Annotated in this window: 14 protein-coding genes; 3 read left to right on the top strand and 11 right to left on the bottom strand. The window is 64.6% G+C overall.

What is annotated here, in order from left to right; genetic code table 11:
* Positions 1-71 precede the first annotated feature (71 nt).
* On the top strand, positions 72-1,106 hold the full coding sequence (locus RAD10_RS18710) for a cysteine synthase A (protein ID WP_461618700.1): 1,035 nt from the start codon (positions 72-74) through the stop codon (positions 1,104-1,106).
* Positions 1,107-1,166: 60 nt separating this feature from the next.
* On the opposite strand, the gene RAD10_RS18705 is transcribed toward RAD10_RS18710, so the two are convergent.
* The 7 genes from RAD10_RS18705 to RAD10_RS18675 all read right to left on the bottom strand — a co-directional run bounded on the left by RAD10_RS18705 (position 1,167) and on the right by RAD10_RS18675 (position 12,734).
* Positions 1,167-3,407 (bottom strand): O-linked N-acetylglucosamine transferase, SPINDLY family protein, encoded by a 2,241-nt coding sequence (locus RAD10_RS18705; protein ID WP_461618699.1) that lies wholly within the window; start codon positions 3,405-3,407, stop codon positions 1,167-1,169.
* An 84-nt stretch (positions 3,408-3,491) separates the two neighbouring features.
* On the bottom strand, positions 3,492-5,765 hold the full coding sequence (locus RAD10_RS18700) for an O-linked N-acetylglucosamine transferase, SPINDLY family protein (protein WP_461618698.1): 2,274 nt from the start codon (positions 5,763-5,765) through the stop codon (positions 3,492-3,494).
* Positions 5,766-5,879: 114 nt separating this feature from the next.
* Positions 5,880-8,120 carry an O-linked N-acetylglucosamine transferase, SPINDLY family protein gene (locus RAD10_RS18695; RefSeq protein ID WP_461618697.1) on the bottom strand — a complete coding sequence of 747 codons (2,241 nt, stop codon included), beginning with the start codon at positions 8,118-8,120 and terminating at the stop codon, positions 5,880-5,882.
* 101 nt (positions 8,121-8,221) lie between these two features.
* Positions 8,222-8,959 carry an amino acid ABC transporter ATP-binding protein gene (locus tag RAD10_RS18690; protein ID WP_183234228.1) on the bottom strand — a complete coding sequence of 246 codons (738 nt, stop codon included), beginning with the start codon at positions 8,957-8,959 and terminating at the stop codon, positions 8,222-8,224.
* An 11-nt stretch (positions 8,960-8,970) separates the two neighbouring features.
* A complete protein-coding gene (locus tag RAD10_RS18685; protein WP_461618696.1) occupies positions 8,971-10,491 on the bottom strand; it encodes an amino acid ABC transporter permease in 1,521 nt (506 codons plus the stop codon).
* Positions 10,488-11,693: an amino acid ABC transporter permease gene (locus RAD10_RS18680; RefSeq protein ID WP_461618695.1), complete on the bottom strand. Its 1,206-nt coding sequence runs from the start codon at positions 11,691-11,693 to the stop codon at positions 10,488-10,490. The genes RAD10_RS18685 and RAD10_RS18680 overlap by 4 nt, the downstream gene beginning before the upstream one ends.
* A 24-nt stretch (positions 11,694-11,717) precedes the next feature.
* Complete coding sequence (locus RAD10_RS18675) at positions 11,718-12,734, bottom strand: amino acid ABC transporter substrate-binding protein (RefSeq protein WP_461618694.1); 1,017 nt, start codon at positions 12,732-12,734, stop codon at positions 11,718-11,720.
* A 389-nt stretch (positions 12,735-13,123) separates the two neighbouring features.
* Here RAD10_RS18675 and metC point away from each other — a divergent pair, with 389 nt between their 5' ends.
* Both metC and RAD10_RS18665 read left to right on the top strand, forming a co-directional pair.
* Positions 13,124-14,308: a cystathionine beta-lyase gene (metC, locus tag RAD10_RS18670; RefSeq protein WP_461618693.1), complete on the top strand. Its 1,185-nt coding sequence runs from the start codon at positions 13,124-13,126 to the stop codon at positions 14,306-14,308.
* 176 nt (positions 14,309-14,484) lie between these two features.
* Positions 14,485-16,176 carry a Na/Pi cotransporter family protein gene (locus RAD10_RS18665; RefSeq protein WP_461618692.1) on the top strand — a complete coding sequence of 564 codons (1,692 nt, stop codon included), beginning with the start codon at positions 14,485-14,487 and terminating at the stop codon, positions 16,174-16,176.
* A 9-nt stretch (positions 16,177-16,185) separates the two neighbouring features.
* On the opposite strand, the gene RAD10_RS18660 is transcribed toward RAD10_RS18665, so the two are convergent.
* The 4 genes from RAD10_RS18660 to RAD10_RS18645 form a co-directional block, all read right to left on the bottom strand.
* Complete coding sequence (locus tag RAD10_RS18660; protein WP_018323154.1) at positions 16,186-16,524, bottom strand: lipid-A-disaccharide synthase N-terminal domain-containing protein; 339 nt, start codon at positions 16,522-16,524, stop codon at positions 16,186-16,188.
* Complete coding sequence (locus RAD10_RS18655) at positions 16,521-17,258, bottom strand: glycosyltransferase family 2 protein (RefSeq protein WP_461618691.1); 738 nt, start codon at positions 17,256-17,258, stop codon at positions 16,521-16,523. Before RAD10_RS18655 ends, RAD10_RS18660 begins: the two co-directional genes overlap by 4 nt.
* Positions 17,259-17,325: 67 nt before the next feature.
* On the bottom strand, positions 17,326-18,171 hold the full coding sequence (locus tag RAD10_RS18650) for a phosphatase PAP2 family protein (RefSeq protein WP_461618690.1): 846 nt from the start codon (positions 18,169-18,171) through the stop codon (positions 17,326-17,328).
* A 1-nt stretch (position 18,172) separates the two neighbouring features.
* Complete coding sequence (locus RAD10_RS18645; RefSeq protein WP_461618689.1) at positions 18,173-19,915, bottom strand: ArnT family glycosyltransferase; 1,743 nt, start codon at positions 19,913-19,915, stop codon at positions 18,173-18,175.
* Positions 19,916-19,945: the final 30 nt, after the last annotated feature.

Raw genomic sequence — 19,945 nt, 5'->3', positions numbered from 1 at the left:
TTCCCCTTTGGCCTCCCAAGCACTACGTTCTCGCCAACCAGATCAACCCCCTTGGTAGCGATTTCCCTGACATGACCATTCGAAATGACGTTGTCGAAGCCATCGGCAACACCCCGCTGATCAAGCTGAAGCGCGCCTCGGAACTGACCGGCTGCACCATTCTCGGCAAGGCCGAGTTCATGAATCCCGGCCAGTCGGTCAAGGACCGCGCCGGCAAATGGATGATCCTGGAGGCCGAGAAGCGCGGTGAGCTCAAGCCGGGCGGTCTCGTGGTGGAAGCGACCGCCGGCAATACCGGCATCGGGCTTGCGGTCGTCGCGAGCGCGCGCGGCTACCGTACCCTGATCGTGATCCCGGAAACGCAGAGCCAGGAGAAGAAGGATTTCCTGAAGCTGTGCGGCGCCGAGCTGATCGAGGTGCCGGCCCTGCCCTACGCCAATCCCAACAACTACCAGCATGTCGGTCGCCGTCTTGCTGACGAGCTGCGCAAGACCGAGCCGAACGGCGTGCTGTTCGCCGATCAGTGGAACAACCTCGACAATGCCAAGGCGCATTACGAGTCCACGGGCCCCGAAATCTGGGAGCAGACCGGCGGTAAGGTCGACGGCTTCGTCTGCTCGGTCGGCAGCGGGGGCACGCTCGCCGGCATCAGCCGTTACTTGAAAGAGAAGAACAAGAACGTGCGGATCGCATGCGCCGATCCGCACGGCGCCGGCATGTATGAATACTTCAGGACCGGCGATCCCAAGGCGACACCGGGTGGCTCGATCACCGAGGGCATCGGCCTCAACCGGGCGACCGCCATCGTGGAGACCGCGAAGGTCGATGATGCCTATCTCATTCCCGATGCCGAAGCTGTCGGCGTGATCTACGAGCTGCTGCAGCACGAGGGCCTGTGCCTCGGCGGCTCGACCGGTGTCAACATCGTAGGCGCAATGCGCCTCGCCAAGCAGCTCGGGCCCGGCAAGACCATCGCCACCGTGCTGTGCGATTCCGGCAGCCGCTATCAGTCGAAGCTGTTCAACGCGGACTTCATGCGGGCCAAGAACCTGCCGGTGCCGGAATGGCTTGAGAAGCGCAGCAACATCAAGCCGCCCTTCGTGTGATCGTCACGCGCCCTCTCGGGTCGGGGACGCGGTCCACAACGTCAGCGCCGTTCGGCCGGTTTACGCGACCTCGCCGCCTTGCGAGGCCGCGGCACAATAGTCGCGCCAGAAGTGGCGGTAGCCCTCCTCGACCCTGCGCGTGTAGATCTCGACATTGCCGGCCGCCGAGGCCGCGATCCGAGCCGGCAGGCCCGCACGCAACTTCGCCAGATACTCGGGCTGCGACGCAAATCTGCGGGCGATCTCGACATAGCCCTCGTCATCCTCGGCGACCCAGTCGTTAAGCCCGATCGCCGCCACGATGGCGCCGCCGGCGCGCGACGAGGCGCCGTGACCGAGCTTGGCCACGACAGGAACGCCCGCATAGAGGGATTCCCAGGTGCTGATGCCGCCATTCTGCGGGAATGGATCGAGCGAAATATCGACTTGCGCGAAGGTCCGCAGATGATCCGCCCGCCCTGACGAGCCCAGGCAGGTGATGTTCTGTTCGGGGATGCCCTGGTTCACGAGCCGCGCAAGCAGGCCGCCGCGGATCATGGGATCGTCAAGCAGCGTATGTTTGACGATGATCTTCGATCCGATCACCTCGCGCATCACCTTCGACCACACCCGGATCGCCTCGTCCGAGATCTTGTTGACACGGTTGAACACGCCGAAAGTGACATGGCCGTTGCGAAGCATGGGAAGCTCCGAAGGCGGCACGTCCAGGATCGGATCGATGGTGTTGAGACACGGCAGGTCAAAGACCTTTTCGGCCAGCATATGCCGTGCCGATTGCGGAATGAAGACGGGGTCCGCGAGCACATAGTCCATGGTCTGCATGCCCGTGCCCGTCGCGTGTCCGAATCCGGTGGCCTGTATTGGAGCCGGCTTCCGCGCGAAGACCTGCAGCCTGTTGCCGGTCGTGTGGCCCGAAACGTCGATCAGAATGTCGACATTGTCGGCCTGGATGCGATCGGCGAGCTCGTCGTCCGAAAGCTGCCATGCATCGACCCAGACGTCCGCCAGCGACTTGAATTTGGCGGTCATCTCGTCTCGTGACGGCGAGCACGAATAGCAGATGATCTTGAAGTTGGTGTGATCATGATGGCGCAGCACCGGCAGCAAAGTCAGCCCCGCCGAGTGCTGTCGGAATTCGGTAGCGACATAGCCGACCACAATCCGCTTGTCCGGATCAAGCGGTCGCTTCGGCAGAGTCCGCCGCGGTATCCTGGAGCCGATCAAGTCCCACCAATCCCGTCGCACCGCCTGCTGGAGCGCGAAATCGGCCTCAGCACGGAAGTCCTGCAAGAAGATCTTGCCCCGGATCGCATCCTCATAGTCCGGCCGGATCGCCAGCGCGCGATCGAGATATGCGATAGCGGCGTCCATGTCTCCCTGGTTCGAATGAGCAAAGCCCATCAGCGCCAGCCCCGTCTCCGAGCGCGGATTTCGCTCGATCAAGGCCGCAGCGGCCGCCATCGCCTGCGCCGTCTTTCCCATCACGAGGCAAGCCTGTGCCTTGCCCCGGAGAGCCAGTTCGAGCTTGGGCGAAATCGCAAGCGCCGCATCGAAATCGGCAACCGCCGGTTCCAGACGCTGCAGCTCGTAATTGAGCCGCCCGCGTTGCGCCAATATCTTCGCCGAACCGGGCCTGATCGCGAGCGCCGCTGCGAGAGCAGCTTCCGCATCATCGTAATGCTTGAGCTCGAGGCCGACCACGGCTTTGCCGACGAGCGCCTCGACATGGCGCGGCTGAAACAGCAGCGCGCGCTCGAAGCTTTGCATGGCAGGGGCAAACCGGCCCAGCGCCAGCTCGGCCAAACCACGATTGCAGAGCGCATCGGCATAATCGGGCTTCAGCTTGAGGGCGCGATCGTACAGTTCGATCGCCTGTTCGCGCAGGTTCATCTGGAGAAAGGTGTTGCCGAGGCCCACCAGGGCCGGCAAAAAATTCGGCTTCAGCGCGATCGCCTTCTCCTGACATGCACGGGCGGCCTCAAAATTTTGAAGGGCCAGGTGCACAGCCGCGAGATTGTTGTGGGCCTCGTGCGAGCGCGGATCGATCGCGATTGCGCGCTCGAGCAGTTGTTGCGCCTCCTCCAGGCGCCCGCCCTGTTGCGCGCTCAGGCCGAGCAGATGCATCGCGTCGAAATGATCCGGAATGGCTTGCAGGATCTGACGGCAGAGCGCCTCGGTCTCCGCATGTCTGCCCTGGCCATAGGCGCTCGCCGCGGCAGCGATGATGGCGTCGGCCTGCTTCTTCAATTTCTTCTGCAATCGCGCATTCTGGAATGCGCGCGCGCCGGCGCTGCTCTGCAAGGTGTCTCTCCGGAAGATGAGCCCGCGGCGAGTCTAACTGATTCGCGTTCCGGGCTATTCTGGGTGCGCGCTGCAGGATCCGGCTCAGGAACCGCCAGGTGCGTCTGCCCCGCTTACCGCAGCGTCGTCGCTTTCCGCGGCGGCGGCACAATAGTCGCGCCAGAACTGACGATAACCCGCTTCGAGCTCGCGCGTGTAGATCTCGACATTGCCGGCGGGCGAGGCTGCGATCTGAGCCGGCAAGCCCGCGCGCAACTTCACCAGATGCTCGGGCTGCGAGGCGAATTTGCGGGCGATCTCGACATAGCCGTCGTCATCCTCGGCGACCCAGTCACCGAGACCGACGGCGGCCACGATGGAGGCGCCGGCACGCGAGGAGGCTCCAATGCCGAGCTTGGCGACGACGGGAACGCCCTTGTAGAGGGATTCCCAGGTGCTGATGCCGCCATTCTGCGGGAACGTGTCGAGCGAAATATCGATCTTGTCGAAAGCCATCAGGTGATCGTCGCGCGAAGTGGTGCCGAGGCACGTGATATCCTCCTCGGCAATGCCCTGCGCGATGAAGCGTGCGATCAGGCTATCGCGCAGCAAGGTATCGTCGAGCAAACCATGCTTGAGGATGATCTTCGATCCCGGCACCTCCCGCATGATGCGCGACCACACACGGATCGCATCATCCGAGATCTTGTAGATGCGGTTGAACACGCCGAAGGTGACGTAACCGTTGCGGAGCATCGGCAGCTCGGAAGGCCGCAGATTGGTGACGGGCTCCATCGTGATCAGGCACGGCAGATCGTAGATCTTTTCCGGAAACAAATGCCGCGCCGATGGCGGAATGAAAATGGGATCCGCGAGCACGTAGTCCATGGTCTGCATGCCCGTGCCCGTCGCGTGTCCGAAGCCGGTAGCCTGGATCGGAGCCGGCTTCCGCGCGAAGCATTGCAGCCTGTTGCCGGTCGTGTGGCCCGAAACGTCGATCAGGATGTCGACATTGTCGGCCTGAATGCGATCGGCGAGTTCGTCGTCCGACATCTGCCAAGCGTCGACCCAAACGTCCGCCATTTGCTTGAACATGGCGGTGTACTCGTCCGCTCCCGGCCAGGAGTAGTAGCAGATGATCTTGAACTTGGCGTGATCATGATGGCGCAACACCGGCAGCAGGGTGAGCCCCGCCGAGTGTTGCCGGAATTCGGCCGCGACATATCCGACCACGATCTGCTTGTCCGGATCCAGCGGTCGCTTCGGCAGCGTCCTTTGCGGAATCTTCGAGCCGATCGCATCCCACCATGACTTTCGCACAGCCTGCTGGACCGCGAAATCGGCATCCCCGAGGTAGTCCAGCAGGAAGATCTTGCCTCTGATCGCGTCTCCATAGTCCGGCCGGAGCGCCAGCGCACGATCGAGATATTCGATCGCAGCGTCCATCTCTCCCTGGTTCGAATAAGCGAAGCCCATCAGCGCCAACCCCATCTCGGAGCGCGGGTTGCGCTCGATCAAGGTCGTCGCGGCCGCCATCGCCTGCGCGGTCTTTCCCATGACGAGGCAGACCTGCGCCTTACCCCGAAGGGCCAGTTCGAGCTTGGGCGAAATCGCAAGCGCCGCATCGAAATCCGCCAGCGCCTCGTGGAGGCGCTGCAGCTCGTAACTGAGCCGCCCGCGCTGGGCCAGGATCCTCGGCGCGCCGGGCTTGATCGCGAGCGCCGTGGCTAACTTGGCTGCCGCCTCCTCGTGGTGCCGCAGTTCCATGCTGACCATGCCGCTGCCGACGATGGCCTCCGCGTGGCGCGGCTGAAACAGCAGGGCGCGATCAAAGCTCTCCTTGGCGCGCATGATCTGCCCAAGCACGATCTCGACCATGCCGCGATTGCAGAGCGCGTCGGCATAATCCGGTTTGAATTTGATGGCGCGCTCGTGCATTTCGAGCGCCTGCTCGTAGAGCCCCATATGCATCAGCGTGTTGCCGAGATTGGTCAGCGCCACCGCGAAATTCGGCTTCAGCGCGATCGCCCTCTCCTGGCAGCGCCGCGCGTCCTCGTAATTGCCGAGGTCGAAATGCACGGTCGCAAGGTTGTTATGGGCATCGTGCAGGCGCGGATCGAGCGCAATCACGCGCTCCAGCAGCTGTTGCGCCTCCTCGAAGCGCCGGCCGTCATGGGCGCACATGCCGAGCAGGTGGATGGCGTCGACATGATCCGGAAGGGCTTTCAGGATCTCGCGGCACAGCGCCTCGGTCTCGGCATATCGGCCCTGGCCATAGGCGTTCGCCGCAGCGGCGATGACGGCATCGGCCTGCTTCATCAACTTCTTCTGCAATCGCGCATTCTGGAATGCGCGCGCGCCGCCGCCGCTGTTCTGCAAGGTGTCTCTCCGGAGGATGCCCTCAGCGGAGTCTAACTGATTCGCTGCCCTGGCCCGCCGGTGACCAGACCAATAGCGACTCCGGGGTTTCCCGGGGGGCAACGCAAGGTCGGGCTACGCCACCTCGCCGCGTTCCGAGGCCGCGGCACAATGATCGTGCCAGAACCGGCGATAGGCCGCTTCGACCTCACGCGTGTAAGGTTCGACGTTGCCGGCAGGCGAGGCTGCGATCCGAGCCGGCAGCTCCGCCCGCAACGTCGCCAGATGAGCGGGCTCTGCCGCATATTTGCATGCGATCGCGGCGTAGCCGTCGTCATCCTCGGCGACCCAGTCGTCGAGGCCGACGGCCGCCACGATGGAGCCCCCGGCGCGCGACGAAGAGCCGTTGCCGAGCTTGGCGACGACCGGAACGCCCGCATAGAGGGATTCCCAGGTGCTGATGCCGCCATTTTGCGGGAAGGTGTCGAGGGAGATGTCGACTTGTGCAAAGGCCAGCAGATGCTCGTGGCGCGTGGTCGAGCCGAGGCAGGTGATATTCTCTTCGGCAATGCCCTGGGCCACGAACCGCGCGACCAAGCCGTCGCGCAGCAAGGGATCGTCGAGCAGCCCGTGCTTGATGATGATCTTCGACCCCCTCACCTCACGCATCACCTTCGACCACACCCGGATCGCCTCGTCCGATATCTTGTAGATGCGGTTGAACACGCCGAAGGTCACATGGCCGTTCCGGACCATGGGAAGCTCCGAGGGCGGCACGTCCAGGATGGGATCGATCGTGATCAGGCAGGGCAGATCATGGACCTTCTCAGTCAGCAAATGGCGCGCCGATTGCGGAATGAAGATTGGATCGGCGAGCACGTAATCCATGGTCTGAAGGCCCGTGCCCGTAGCGTGTCCGAAACCCGTGACCTGGATCGGAGCCGGCTTGCGGGCAAATACAGGCAGCCTGTTGCCGGCCGTATGCCCGGATACGTCGATCAGGATGTCGATCTTGTCCGCCTGGATGCGATCGGCGAGCTCGTCGTCCGAAAGCTGCGCGGCATCGACCCAGACGTCCGCGAGAGGCTTGAATCTCTCGGTGATCTCATCCTGCAGCGGCCAGCAGGAATAGCAGACGATCTCGAACCTCGTGTGATCATGATGGCGCAGCACTGGCAACAGCGCGAACGCGGCCGAGTGGTTTCTGAATTCCGAGGCGACATATCCGACGACGATCCGCCTGCCCGGATCGAGCTCCCGGGGCGGCAGTGTCCGTTGCGGCAGTCTGGTGCCGATCGCATCCCACCAGGATTTTCGCGCCGCCTGCTGGATCGCGAAATCGGCCTCCGGCAGATAATCCAGGATGAATATCTTGCGTGCGATCGCATCCGCATAGTCAGGTGATATCTCGAGCGCCGCGTCAAGGTGCTCGAGCGCCGTCGCGACGTCTCCCTGGTTCGCGTAGCAGGCCCCGAGAAGCACGATTGCATAATCGGACCGCGGATTGTCCTCGAGCAGGGTCTTGACGGCTGCAATCGCCTGCGTCGTGTTCCCCAAGAGAAGGTTGACTTGCGCCTTGCCACGCAGTGCGAGCTCGAGCCGCGGCGATTGCGCCAGCGCCGCATCGAAGTCCGCCGCCGCCTGCTCCAGCCGGTGCAGGTCGAAGTTGAGCCGTCCGCGCTGCGCCAGAATCCGCGGTGAACCCGGCTTGATCGCGAGCCCTGCCGCGAGGGCGGCTTCCGCCTCCTCGTAATGCCGGAGCTCGATGCAAACCATGCCCTTGCCGGCGATCGCTTCTGCATGACGCGGCTGAAACGACAGGGCGCGATCGAAACTCTCCTTGGCGCGCTCGGACCGGCCGATCATGAGCTCCGCCATACCGCGGTTGCAAAATGCATCGGCGTAGTCGGGCCGCAGCCCGATAGCGCGTTCGTGCAGCCCGATCGCCTGTTCGCCGAGGCCGACGTTCAGGAGCGTATTGCCGAGATTGGTCAGGGTGATCGGACAATTCGGCTTCAGCGCAATCGCCTTCTCCTGGCATGCGCGCGCGTCCTGGAATTTCTGGAGATCGAAATACACGGCGCCGAGATTGCCATGGGCATCGGGCGAGCGCGGATCGAGCGCAATCGCGCGTTCGAACAGCCGTTGCGCCTCCTCCAGCCGCCCGCCCTCATACGCGCGCAGGCCGAGCAGGTGCGTGGCGTGGAAATGATCCGGAACCTCCTCCACAATGCCGCGGCAGAGCGTCTCGGCCTCCGCAAATCTGCCCTGCCGGAGCGCCTCGACCGCGAGCGACATGACGGCGTCCGCCTGCTTCCTCAACTTCTTGTGCAATCGCGCATTCTGGAATGCGCGCGCGCCGACACTGCCCTGCAAGGTCTCTCTCCGGAAGATGGCCCGGAAAGAGGCACAGCTGATTCGGATGGTGCCAGGCTGGTGGCCCGGTCAGACCGGCGCGGCCTCCGGATGGCAGGTGCTCAGCGCAGGATCTGGCTCAGGAACAGTTTTGTGCGGGCGTGCTGGGGCGCCGCAAAGAACTCGTTCGGCGTGTTGGCCTCGATGATCTGCCCGGCATCCATGAACACCACGCGGTTGGCGACCTCGCGGGCAAAGCCCATTTCGTGGGTGACGACCAGCATGGTCATGCCTTCCTCGGCGAGGTCCACCATGGTGTCCAGCACCTCCTTGACCATCTCGGGATCGAGCGCCGAGGTCGGCTCGTCGAACAGCATGACCTTCGGGTTCATCGTCAGGGCGCGGGCGATCGCGACGCGCTGCTGCTGGCCGCCGGACATCTGCCCCGGAAACTTGTTGGCCTGATGCGGGATCTTGACCCGCTCCAGGAACTTCATCGCGTTGATCTCGGCGTCCTTCTTCGGGATGTTGCGCACCCAGATCGGTGCCAGCGTGCAGTTCTCCAGCACGGTCAGATGCGGAAACAGGTTGAAGCTCTGGAACACCATGCCGACCTCGCGGCGCACCGCGTCGATGTGCTTGAGGTTGGGCCCGAGCGCGATGCCGTCGACGACGATCTCGCCTTCCTGGAATTCCTCCAGCGCGTTGATGCAGCGGATCAGGGTCGACTTGCCGGAGCCCGAGGGTCCGCAGATCACGATGCGCTCTCCCTTCGCGACCGCGAGGTCGATGTCGCGCAGCACGTGAAAGTCGCCGTACCATTTGTTGAGGCCGGAAATCTTGACAATGGGGTCGGACATGGTGACCTCGATCAGTTGCGACGGTGGGCGTTGAGGCGGTGCTCGACGAACAGCGAGTAGCGCGACATTCCAAAGCAGAAGATGAAGTAGATGATCCCGGCGAAGGCGAAGCCGGTGAACGCGGTCGAAGGCGTCGACCATTTCGGGTCCGAGAACGAGGCCCTGAGCGAGCCCAACAGGTCGAACAGCGCCACGATCGAGACCAGCGAGGTGTCCTTGAACAGCGAGATGAAGCTGTTGACGAGGTTCGGAATGACGTGACGCAGCCCCTGCGGCAGCACGATCAGCGAGGTCGTCTTCCACCAGGACAGCCCCAGGGCCGCGGCGGCCTCGCCCTGCCCGCGCGGAATCGCAGCGAGCCCGCCGCGGACGTTCTCGGCCTGATAGGCGCCCGTGAACAGCGCGATGCCGATCAGCGCGCGGACGAGACCGTCGACGGTGAAATTGCCGGGCAGGAACAGCGGCAGCATGTAGGTGGCGAAGAACAGCACAGTGATCAGCGGCACGCCGCGCCAGAACTCGATGAAGGCGATCGAGAAGATCCGGATCAGCGGAATGGTGGAGCGGCGGCCGAGCGCCAGCGCGATGCCGATCGGCAGCGAGGTGACGATTCCGGTGACGGAGACCACCAGCGTCACCAGGAGGCCGCCCCACAAATTCGTCGTCACAACCGGCAGTCCACCGCGATCGAGCCCCATCAGCTTGATCACGACAGCGATGGCGGCGAAGGCAGCGATGCTCGAGGCCAGAGCGCGCCAACCCGTGCGCAAGCCGCCGCCGAGGCCGAAGGCGATCAACGACACGACTGCTGTCGTCACGGCGAAATCGGCCCAGACCGACTGGCCCGCTCCCTGGATCTGATCGCGCAACGAGGTCAGCGGGAGGATCAACCAGGAGATCGCCGTGCCGACCAGCACGATGAAATTCCCGACCAACCACAACAACGGCGCGGCGGCGGATGTCTTGCTGAGACCGAGCACGGCCTGCCCGGCGCCGATGATGCTGTCGTCGAACAATTCCAGCAGGCCGGCGGTCCAGCTGAGGCCGAAGCCCTTGATGCCGCCGCCGTGCAGCAGAAAGAACGCGATCACCGGAAATGCGAAGAAGAACAGACTGGCGTTGAGCCCCTTTGCCGGCAGACGCGGCACGAGCAGCGGCACCAGCAGGGCCACCGCAAGGATGAAGGTGAGGTTGACCCGCCAGCGCTCGGCCTCGGGATAAAAACCGTAGATCAATTGCGGCAGCTTGGCGTGGATGTAGGGCCAGCAGGCGCCGACCGCAAAGCCGGCGTTCTCCGCGAGGCATGCCGTGCGGTCCTTGCCGCTCCAGACCGCATCGACCATCAAGAACCTGACCGAGGGAACGATGGTGAACCACAACAGCAAGGCGCCCACGATCGTGAGCAGGATGTTGGTCGGCGAGTTGAACAGGCGCGTGCGCATCAGCCCGACAAAGCCCGTGGTCTTCACAGGCGCGGGACGTTCGGTGAGTAAGTCCCGGCGGACGAAGCTGCTCGAGGCGATATCGCTCATGCGCCAAGACTCCGGCTGACGCGCCACCCGTAGACGCTCATGACCGCGCTGGTGAGCAGCGAGATCAGGAGATAGATGCCCATGGTCATCGCGATGATCTCGATCGCCTGCCCGGTCTGGCTCAGCGACGTGCCGGCGAACACCGAGACGAGGTCGGGGTAGCCGATCGCGACCGCCAGCGACGAGTTCTTGGTGAGATTGAGGTACTGGTTGGTCAGCGGCGGCACGATGACGCGCATGGCCTGCGGCACGACGATCAGCCGGAGCGTGGTGCCGCGGCTGAGGCCGAGCGAGGCCCCCGCCTCCATCTGCCCCTTGTGGACGGACAGGATTCCGGCGCGCACGATCTCGGCGATGAAGGCGGCGGTATAGGTCGACAGCGCCAGCGTCAGCGCCACGAATTCCGGGATGATCCGCGAGCCGCCGGCGAAGTTGAAGCCCTTCAGCTGCGGCAGCTCGAAGGTGAAGGGCAGACCTGATACCAGCATCGTGGCGAGCGGCAGCCCGAACAGCAGGCCCAGCACAGCGGGCCAGATCCGGATCATCCGCCCTTCCTGAAACAGCGCGCGCCGCGCATAGAAGCGCAAGACCAGTGACGCGACGATACCGAGCGCCAGCATCGCCAGGAACGGCTCCAGGCCGCTCCCGCCGACCGGGCTTGGAATGACGAGGCCGCGATTGCTGATGAAGGCAACGCCGAGCAACGAGATGCTCTGCCGCGGATTGGGCAAGGCAGCGAGCACCGCGAGGTACCAGAACAGGATCTGGAACAGCAGCGGCAGGTTGCGGATGAGCTCGACATAGATCTCGCCGACGCGGGACAACAGCCAATTGGGCGACAGCCGGCACAGCGCGACGATGAAGCCGATCAACGTGGCGAAGACGATGCCCACCACCGAGACCACGAGTGTGTTCAGGAGCCCGACCACGAACACGCGCAGGAACGTGTCCGAGCCGGTGTAGGAGATCAGGGTCTGGTTGACGTCGAAGCCGGCATTATTCCTGAGGAAGCCGAAGCCGGCGGCGATGTGCTGGTTTTCGAGGTTGGCACGGGCATTGGAGACGATCTCATAGCCGATCCAGCCCAGGATCGCCGCGAAGGCAAACTGGACGGCAACGCCGTTCCAGCCTGCCTTGCCACCCAGAACGCGCCTGATCTTCAGCGCGATCTGGGGTGGCGGTTTTCGGGCCTCGGTGCTCATGCCGCTGCCAGCGGATCAGGATGATCAGCGGATCGGCGGCGCGTACTGAAGACCGCCCTTGTTCCAGAGATTGTTAAGGCCACGATTGATACCGAGCGGCGAGCCTGCGCCGACATTGCGATCGAACACCTCGCCGTAATTGCCGACCGCCTTCACGATCCGCACCACCCAGTCCTTGGTCAGGCCGAGCTGTTCGCCGAAATTGCCGTCGGTGCCGAGGACGCGCTTCAACTCGGGATTTTCCAGCTTCGCTTTCTCGTCGACGTTCTTCGAGCTCACGCCAAGCTCTTCGGCGGTGACCATCGCGAACAGCGTCCACTTCACGATGTCGAACCACTGATCGTCGCCGTGGCGCACCATGGGGCCGAGCGGCTCCTTTGAGATGATCTCGGGAAGCACCATGTGGTCGTTGGGATTGGCAAGCTTCAGGCGATTGGCGTACAGGCCCGACTGGTCGGTGGTGAAGACGTCGCAGCGTCCGGCCTCATAGGCCTTGACCGTTTCGTCGTTGGTGCCGAACGCGATCACCTCATACTTCATGTTGTTGGCCTTGAAGTAGTCGGCCAGATTCTGCTCGGTGGTGGTGCCGGTCTGCACGCAGACCGAGGCGCTGTTGAGTTCGAGCGCCGAATTCACCTTGAGCGACTTCTTCACCATGAAGCCCTGCCCGTCATAATAGGTCACGCCGGTAAAATTGGCGCCGAGCGAGGTATCACGCGAGATGGTCCAGGTGGTGTTGCGCGAGAGCACGTCGATTTCGCCGGATTGCAGCGCGGTGAAGCGGTCCTTGGCTGACAGCGGCACGTACTTGACCTTGGTCGCATCGTTGAAGATCGCCCCGGCGATCGCCTTGCAGACGTCGACGTCGAGGCCGGTCCAGTTGCCCTTGTCGTCGGGCGAGGAGAATCCCGGCAGGCCCTGGCTGACGCCGCAGGACAGCATGCCCCGGTCCTTGACCGTCTTGAGCGTTTGCGCATCGGCTGCTTGGGCGGCGAGGCCGGCGGCGAGAGCAAGGGTGAGAGCCAGGGTTACGCGTTTCATGGGCTTTGGGCCTTTCAAAGTCGTCTCAAGGAACGTTGTCTCAGGATCATCGCTGCCAGGGCCAGGCGTATCAAGGCCAGCCCTGCAAGAGTCATGCTGGAAAACCTTGCCGAACACCCGCCGATCCCGGGAGGCCATACCTTAATCCCCGCCGCAGGCGCCCGCCGATATGGCTGTGGCGCAAAGTCCGGTCAGACGATGGATCGAAGGTCGCGGCAGGCCCCTCAACATGCGGCGACTGAATAGCACCTGCGCATCACAGAACGACTGGCGTGCCGGGTCAAGGGGTTGACGGGACTCTTCTGTGTTCTGTTATTAACGACAGCGGCCTTTCGGCCAGCCCGTCAGGCGCCAAGCCCGAGCGGAAACGCGGTTTTGAAAGCAGACGCATGGATTCCTCGCACCCCCAAGAGCAGCATGCCGAGACCCGGCTGGTCACCTCCGGCCGCGACACCAAGGCGCAGAAGGGGTTCGTCAATCCGCCGGTCTTTCACGGCTCGACCGTGCTCTATCCGACCGCGGAGGACCTGCACGCCCATCGCGGCGAGTTCACCTATGGCCGCCACGGTTCCCCCACCACCAAGGCGTTTCAGGAGACGCTGATGGCGCTGGAGGGCCCGCAATGCGCCGGCGTCGGCATCGTCCCGTCGGGGCTGTCGGCGATCTCGACCACCCTGCTCTCGGTGCTCAAGGCCGGCGACCATCTCCTGGTCTGCGACAACGTCTATCGGCCCTCGCGCAATTTCTGCAACGGCATGCTCACCCGCTTTGGCGTCGAGACCACCTATTTCGATCCGATGATCGGCGCCGGCATCGACAAGCTGTTCAAGCCGAACACCCGGGCGGTGCTGGTGGAGGCGCCGGGCTCGCAGTCGTTCGAGATGCCGGACATTCGCGCCATCGCCGAGGTCGCGCATGGGCGCGGCGCGCTCGTCATCGACGACAACACCTGGGCGACGCCGCTCTATCACCGCTCGCTCGAACAGGGCGTCGACATCAGCATGCAGGCCGCAACAAAATATATCGGCGGCCATTCCGACATCATGTTCGGCACGATCTCGGCCAACGCCAAGGCCTGGCCGCAGATCGCGGAAGGCATCCGCCTGCTCGGCGTCTGCGCCGGACCCGACGACGTCTTCCTGGCGCTGCGCGGCCTGCGCACGCTGTCGGTGCGGCTGGCGCAGCATCATCGTTCCGGACTCGACATGGCGCGCTGGCTGGCTAGCCGGCCCGAGGTCGCGCGCGTGCTGCATCCCGGCTTGGAGACCGATCCCGGTCACGCGATCTGGAAGCGGGACTTCACCGGCGCCTCCGGCCTGTTCAGCATCGTGCTGAAGCCGGCCCCGCAGAAGGCCGTCGACACCATGCTGAACACGCTCAAACTGTTCGGCATGGGCTTCTCCTGGGGCGGCTTCGAGAGCCTTGCAATTCCCTTCGACTGCGACGCGTATCGCACCGCGACCAAGTGGTCGCCGGGCGGCCCAACGCTGCGTCTCCACATCGGTCTGGAGAGCGTCGACGATCTCAAGGCCGATCTCGACCGCGGCTTCGCTGCCCTCAAGGCGGCAATGTGAGCCTGCTCACAAGGCATCTCGACTGCGGACGCGCCAACGCGCGCCGCGGCGGACGCGAAACGCGCCGCGGGAACGTGCAGCTGGCGTAAACGTTAACGCCGACGCGCCAACAAAAGGTTTGAACCTCAAGCATTTGGCGCTAGCTTCACCAATCGACTCCAATCCGGACACGGAGCATGGGAACGTTGGTTCTGCTCGATCTGATGGGCGGCGTTGCGCTGTTGCTGTGGGGCCTGCACATGGTCCACAGCGGAATCCTGCGCGCCTTCGGCCCGGACCTGCGGCGCCTGCTCGGCAAGGCGCTGAGCAACCGTGCCAGCGCCTTTGCCGCCGGCCTCGGCCTCACCGCGCTGCTCCAGAGCAGCACCGCGACCGCCCTGATCACGAGCTCGTTCGCAGCCGAGGGGCTCGTCAGCCTCGCCGCTGCGCTCGCCATCATGCTCGGGGCCAATGTCGGCACGACGCTGATCGTGCAGGTGCTGTCGTTCAACATCGCAGCCGTCGCGCCGGTCCTGTTCGTGCTCGGCCTCGTCGCCTTCCGCTCCGGCCCGCGATCGCGGATCAAGGATATCGGCCGCGTCTGCATCGGCCTCGGCCTGATGCTGCTCTCGCTGCACATCCTGCTCGACACGCTGGCGCCGGCGGAGAACGCACCGGGCGTCCGCATCGTGATGTCGGCCATCACGGGCGATCCCATATTGTGCATCGTCATCGCCGCCCTCGTCACCTGGGCCGTGCATTCGAGCGTCGCCAGCGTGCTGCTGATCATGTCGCTGGCCTATTCGCAGTTCATCACGCCCTACGCGGCGCTGGCGCTGGTGCTCGGGGCCAATCTCGGCAGTGCCATCAATCCCGTGTTCGAGGGCGCCAAGCGTGACGATCCCGCGAGCTACCGTCTGCCGGTCGGCAATCTCGTCAACCGCGTCGTCGGGATTGCGCTCGTCCTGCCCTTCCTCGGCACGATCGCCGAGCACATGCACGCCTGGCAGCCTGATCTGGCCAAGATGACGGCGGCTTTCCACATCGCCTTCAATGTCGGCACCGCCGTCGTCTTCATCGGCCTGCTCGACACCATGTCGCGCCTGTTGACGCGTCTCCTGCCCGATCGCGTGCAGGAGGCCGATCCGGCCCGCCCGCGCTATCTCGACGAGACTGCGCTGGAGACGCCGTCACTGGCGCTCGCCGACGCCGCTCGCGAGACGTTGCGGATGGGCGATCTCGTCGAGGTCATGCTGCGCAAGGTGATGGCCGCAATGATGACCGGCGACCGTGCCCTGGTCGACCAGGTCTCCAAGATGGACAATTTCGTCGACGGTCTCGACGAGGCCATCAAGCTCTACGTGACCAAGCTGATGCGGGGCAGCCTCGACGAGAGCGAAGGACGGCGTGCGATGGAGATCATCTCCTTCGCCATCAACCTCGAACATATCGGCGACATCATCGACAAGAGCCTGAGCGAGCTCGCCACCAAGAAGATCAAGCGGCGCTTCCAGTTCTCGGCGGAAGGGGCCGACGAGCTCGCCGCCTTTCACAAGCGCACCATGGACTCGCTGCGGATCGCCTTCGGCGTCTTCATGTCGGGCGACGCCAACGAGGCGCGCAAGCTGCTGGTGGAGAAAACTGCACTGCGCAACACCGAGCTTGCCGCAGTCGAGCGCCACCTCGACCGCCTGCGCGAGGGTCGTCCCGAAACCATCGAAACGACCTCGCTGCATCTCGACGTGCTGCGCGACCTCAGGCGCATCCACTCGCACATCTGCTCGGTCGCCTATCCCGTGCTGGACGCGGCCGGCGTGCCGTATCGCAGGACCGAGGCGGAGACAGCCGCCCTGCCCGGGTCGGGCACGGCGTCGGCGTTGCCGCGCTAGCCCTTCCGATCAGCGATCCAGCGTCTTCGAGGCCCTACCGCGGTTCTTGATGATCAGCATGATGTTGCGGATATAGATGATGGTCGCGAGCGATTGTCCGAGGATGATGACCGGCTCGCGCTTCACGACGCCGTAGACCAGCGTCATCAGCCCGCCGCCCATCGAGCAGAACCAGAACGCCATCGGCACCACGCTGTTGCCGGCGCGCTCGCTGGCGATCCACTGCACCAGGAAGCGCGCGGTGAAGAACAGCTGCGCGACAAGGCCGAACGCCAGCCAGAAATCGAACTTGGCGACGAAGACGTCGTAGAGATAGTTGCTCAGCGCCTGACCGTATTGAATGATCATGCGTTCACCTCAGTCACATCTGGTGTCGGCTTCTTGCGGCGGATCAGCCACCACACGCCGGCGAGATCCATGATGCCGATCCACAGCCGGTCGAAGAAGCCGTAGTTGGACACGCCGGAATGGCGCGGCCGGTCGATCACGTCGACATAGGCGATGTCGTAGCCTTCGCGCCGGACCAGCGCCGGCAGGAAGCGATGCAGCCCGTCGAAATAGGGCATCATCAGGAAGACCTCGCGCCGGAATGCCTTCAGCCCGCAGCCGGTATCCCGCGTGCCGTCCTTCAGGATGGAGTTGCGGACGCCGTTGGCCACGCGCGACTGGAATTTCTTGAAGCCGGTATCCTTGCGTCCGACGCGCTGCCCCGCGGCGAGGCCGATGCGCCCTGCTCCCTTCTCGACCGCCGCGATCAGGTCGGGCAGGAAGGCCGGATTGTTCTGGCCGTCGCCATCGAGGGTCGCCACGATCGCGCCGCGCGCCGCGCGCACGCCGCTGCGCACGGCCGCGGACTGGCCGCCTGATCTGGCATGGCGCAGTTGGCGCAGATTGCTCCGCTGCGCCATGATCGCCGCGAGCCGTTCGCCGGTCGCGTCGGTCGAGCCGTCGTTGACATAGATGATCTCATAGGCCCAGCGGCCATCGAGCGCCGCGCCGATCTCCGCGATCAGCGGCGCGATGTTGTCGGCTTCGTTGCGCACGGGAACGACGATGGAAACCGAGGGCTGGGACGTCGACAAAGGCGGCTCGTGGTTGGAAGTGGGCCTGGGACCCCTGGGAACCGGCGGTCCCGGCAGGCAGCCGCTTTTATGGGGCGGATGCCCCGCGGGCAACCCTTTTGAGATGGCCCGAAACTGCCCCCGGGAGAGGCACGATGGTGCCGTCGGCGCGGATAGCAAAGCCCAGCCGCCGGGCCGCGAACCAATAGCGGACCGCCATGGCGCCGACCGTGCCGACCAGGGCGCCAGCCACGACGTCGCTCGGGTGATGCGCGACCAGCACCAGACGCGTCAACAAGATCACGATTGCGTAAGTGAACATGAACACCCGCAGGCGCGGCCACAATGCCGACACGGCAAACGCCAGGGCGAACGCTGCCACGGCATGGCCCGACGGCAAACTGGCATAAGCCCCCGTCCCCTCGAACGGCACGAAGTTGAAGGGATTGGCCTTGCCACCGACAAACGGACGGCCGCGGCCGATGATGTATTTCAGGACCTCGGCAACGAATGCCGACACGGCAATCGACAGAAACACAAACTGCAGCCGTGTGCCGAGACCGAGGAGTAGCGCGCGGCTTGTGCCGTGAAGCCCGGCCGCAACGAGCGCCAACACCACCAGCACGCCCCCGAGCACCGAGAGCAGATACTCGTCCTTGCCGAAATCGGTGAGGATGCGGATCGGCCACAGGCTTGGCGTGCCGCGCGCCGGCATCAGCTGGATCTCGGTCTGGTCGAACGCGAGCATCAGCGCAATGATCAGGGCCGCGCCCGCCGCGCTGAGCCACAGCGAATGCCGCGCCAGTTTTCGCGCGGCCTCTGCGCGGCGCGAATGCGAGGGCGTGCGGACGAGCTGCGCCAGCGCGCGCCGGGACACGGCGAGTAATTGCGCGGGATATCCCGGACGGGGCGCGGGGCTGGTCGTAACAGGCATCCTATTCGGTGCCTTCCGAGCGGAAGATCGAGATCGAGATCGCGCGCCCTTGCGAGAAATTATAGCCGTCGATGCGGGTACCGACCTTGTAGCGCAGCCCGATCGCCTCGGCGCGCTGCACGAAGCTCCGCTCCGAACGCTGCTCGATCAGCGCAAAGCGGCAGCTGCCCTGCCTCAGGAAGTCGGCCGCGCCCGACCCGTCCGTGAGCACGGTCTGGGTGCCCGTCAGGAAGACGAGGCTCGGCTCGTGATAGCCGGCAGCCGCCGCCTTCGGCCCGACGCAGGTGACGTTGCGGAGCGCGCGCGCGATCTCGATGCTCGGAAACAGGGGCGTCAGCGACGGCAGCACGATGCCATACACCACCACCGCCAGCATCAGGGCCGCGACCAGCGCGTTGAGCAGCGAGCGCTCGGCGCGGTTGTTGTCGTAGAGCCACCAGGCGAACAGGCCGAAGATCAACGATGCCGCGATGAACGGCCAGGCCACAAAAGCCGGCTGCCGCGTCAGCATCACAGCACCGACCACCGCGATGATCGAGGCGGCCGCGGGGATCGCGAACCACCAGGCCGAACCGCGCATCAGCCAGGAGCGCGACAGCACGCGCCGTTCCACCGCGCCGGCGGTGAGAATGGCGATCGCCGGATACAGCGGCAGCACGTAATGCGGCAGCTTGGTCAGCACCGCCTCGAACACGATCCAGGACGGGATCAGCCAAGCCAGCAGAAACTGCGCGCCAGGCTCACGCCGCGCCCGCCACACCGCGGGCGCCGCCATCGCCGCAAGCGGTGCGCCCGGCCAGAACGTGATCCAGAACAACGCCAGGTAAAGTCCGGGCGGCGCCCCATGGGATTCCTGTGCGCCGATCTTGCTCAGCATGTCGCCGCCGACGGAATCGGCAAAGAAGGCATCGCCCGCGCGCCAGAAGATCGCGACGAACCAGGGCAGCACCAGCACCAGCATCCACATCAGGCCCCACACCGGGCGCAGCTTCCACAGCCAGGAGGCATCGCGGTCCTGGATCGCGAGCGCGACGATGGTCAGCGCCGCGAACATCAGGATCAGCGGCCCCTTGATCAGGATGCCCACCGCAAGCGCGGTCCAGAAGATCGCAGGCCAGCTCCACGGCGGATGCGTCTCGTCCTCGGCGCGCTGCCAGGACAGATAGGCTCGCGCCATCGCACCCATCGCGGCGGTCACGCAGAACAGCAGCATCGCGTCGGTCTTGGCCAGCCGCGCCTCGACGCCGAGCAGCACCGAAGCGCACATCATCAGCGCCGCCAGCACCGCGGCGCGCCGCGTGACGAAGCCGAGCGCGGCCCAATAGGTCATGAGCACGGCGCCGATCGCTCCGAACAGCGACGGCAGCCGGTAGACCCAGATCCGCAATTCGGCCTTCGGCAGCTTGAGCATCGAGGCGGCTTCGACCGTCGCCGATTGCAACCAGTAGATGCCGACCGGCTTCTTGTAGCGGACGTCCTCCTGAAAGCGGATGTCGACATAATCGCCGCTCTCGACCATCTGCTTGGTGGCCTGGGCGAACCGCGCCTCGTCGCGATCGATCGGCGGGATCGTGAAGAAGCCCGGCAGGAACAACAGCAGCGCGCACACGAGCAGGAAGGCGACGGCGCGGGCATGGCTGGCCGTGGCGACATCGAGCATGCGCACGAGCCCGCTGCCCGGATTTGCGGGCGATTTCGGCTCGCGGGGAGCTCCAAAACGGGGTGTAGGATAGGTCTCGGCCATTGGTTCCGCTTACGCTGAAACCGCCATCGC

The organism is Bradyrhizobium sp. 23AC (assembly GCF_054863025.1).
The sequence above is the reverse complement of the archived record's forward strand: the minus strand, read 5'-3'. Positions and strand labels throughout refer to the sequence as shown.

Bases quoted from the DNA above. Each gene is read 5' to 3' on its own strand.
- RAD10_RS18710 (WP_461618700.1), top strand. From the start codon at position 72: ATGACCATTCGAAATGACGTTGTCGAAGCCATCGGCAACACCCCGCTG.
- RAD10_RS18645 (WP_461618689.1), bottom strand. From the start codon at position 19,915: ATGGCCGAGACCTATCCTACACCCCGTTTTGGAGCTCCCCGCGAGCCG.
- RAD10_RS18660 (WP_018323154.1), bottom strand. From the start codon at position 16,524: ATGATCATTCAATACGGTCAGGCGCTGAGCAACTATCTCTACGACGTC.
- RAD10_RS18665 (WP_461618692.1), top strand. From the start codon at position 14,485: ATGGGAACGTTGGTTCTGCTCGATCTGATGGGCGGCGTTGCGCTGTTG.
- RAD10_RS18690 (WP_183234228.1), bottom strand. From the start codon at position 8,959: ATGTCCGACCCCATTGTCAAGATTTCCGGCCTCAACAAATGGTACGGC.
- metC (WP_461618693.1), top strand. From the start codon at position 13,124: ATGGATTCCTCGCACCCCCAAGAGCAGCATGCCGAGACCCGGCTGGTC.
- RAD10_RS18650 (WP_461618690.1), bottom strand. From the start codon at position 18,171: ATGCCTGTTACGACCAGCCCCGCGCCCCGTCCGGGATATCCCGCGCAA.
- RAD10_RS18680 (WP_461618695.1), bottom strand. From the start codon at position 11,693: ATGAGCACCGAGGCCCGAAAACCGCCACCCCAGATCGCGCTGAAGATC.
- RAD10_RS18675 (WP_461618694.1), bottom strand. From the start codon at position 12,734: ATGAAACGCGTAACCCTGGCTCTCACCCTTGCTCTCGCCGCCGGCCTC.
- RAD10_RS18685 (WP_461618696.1), bottom strand. From the start codon at position 10,491: ATGAGCGATATCGCCTCGAGCAGCTTCGTCCGCCGGGACTTACTCACC.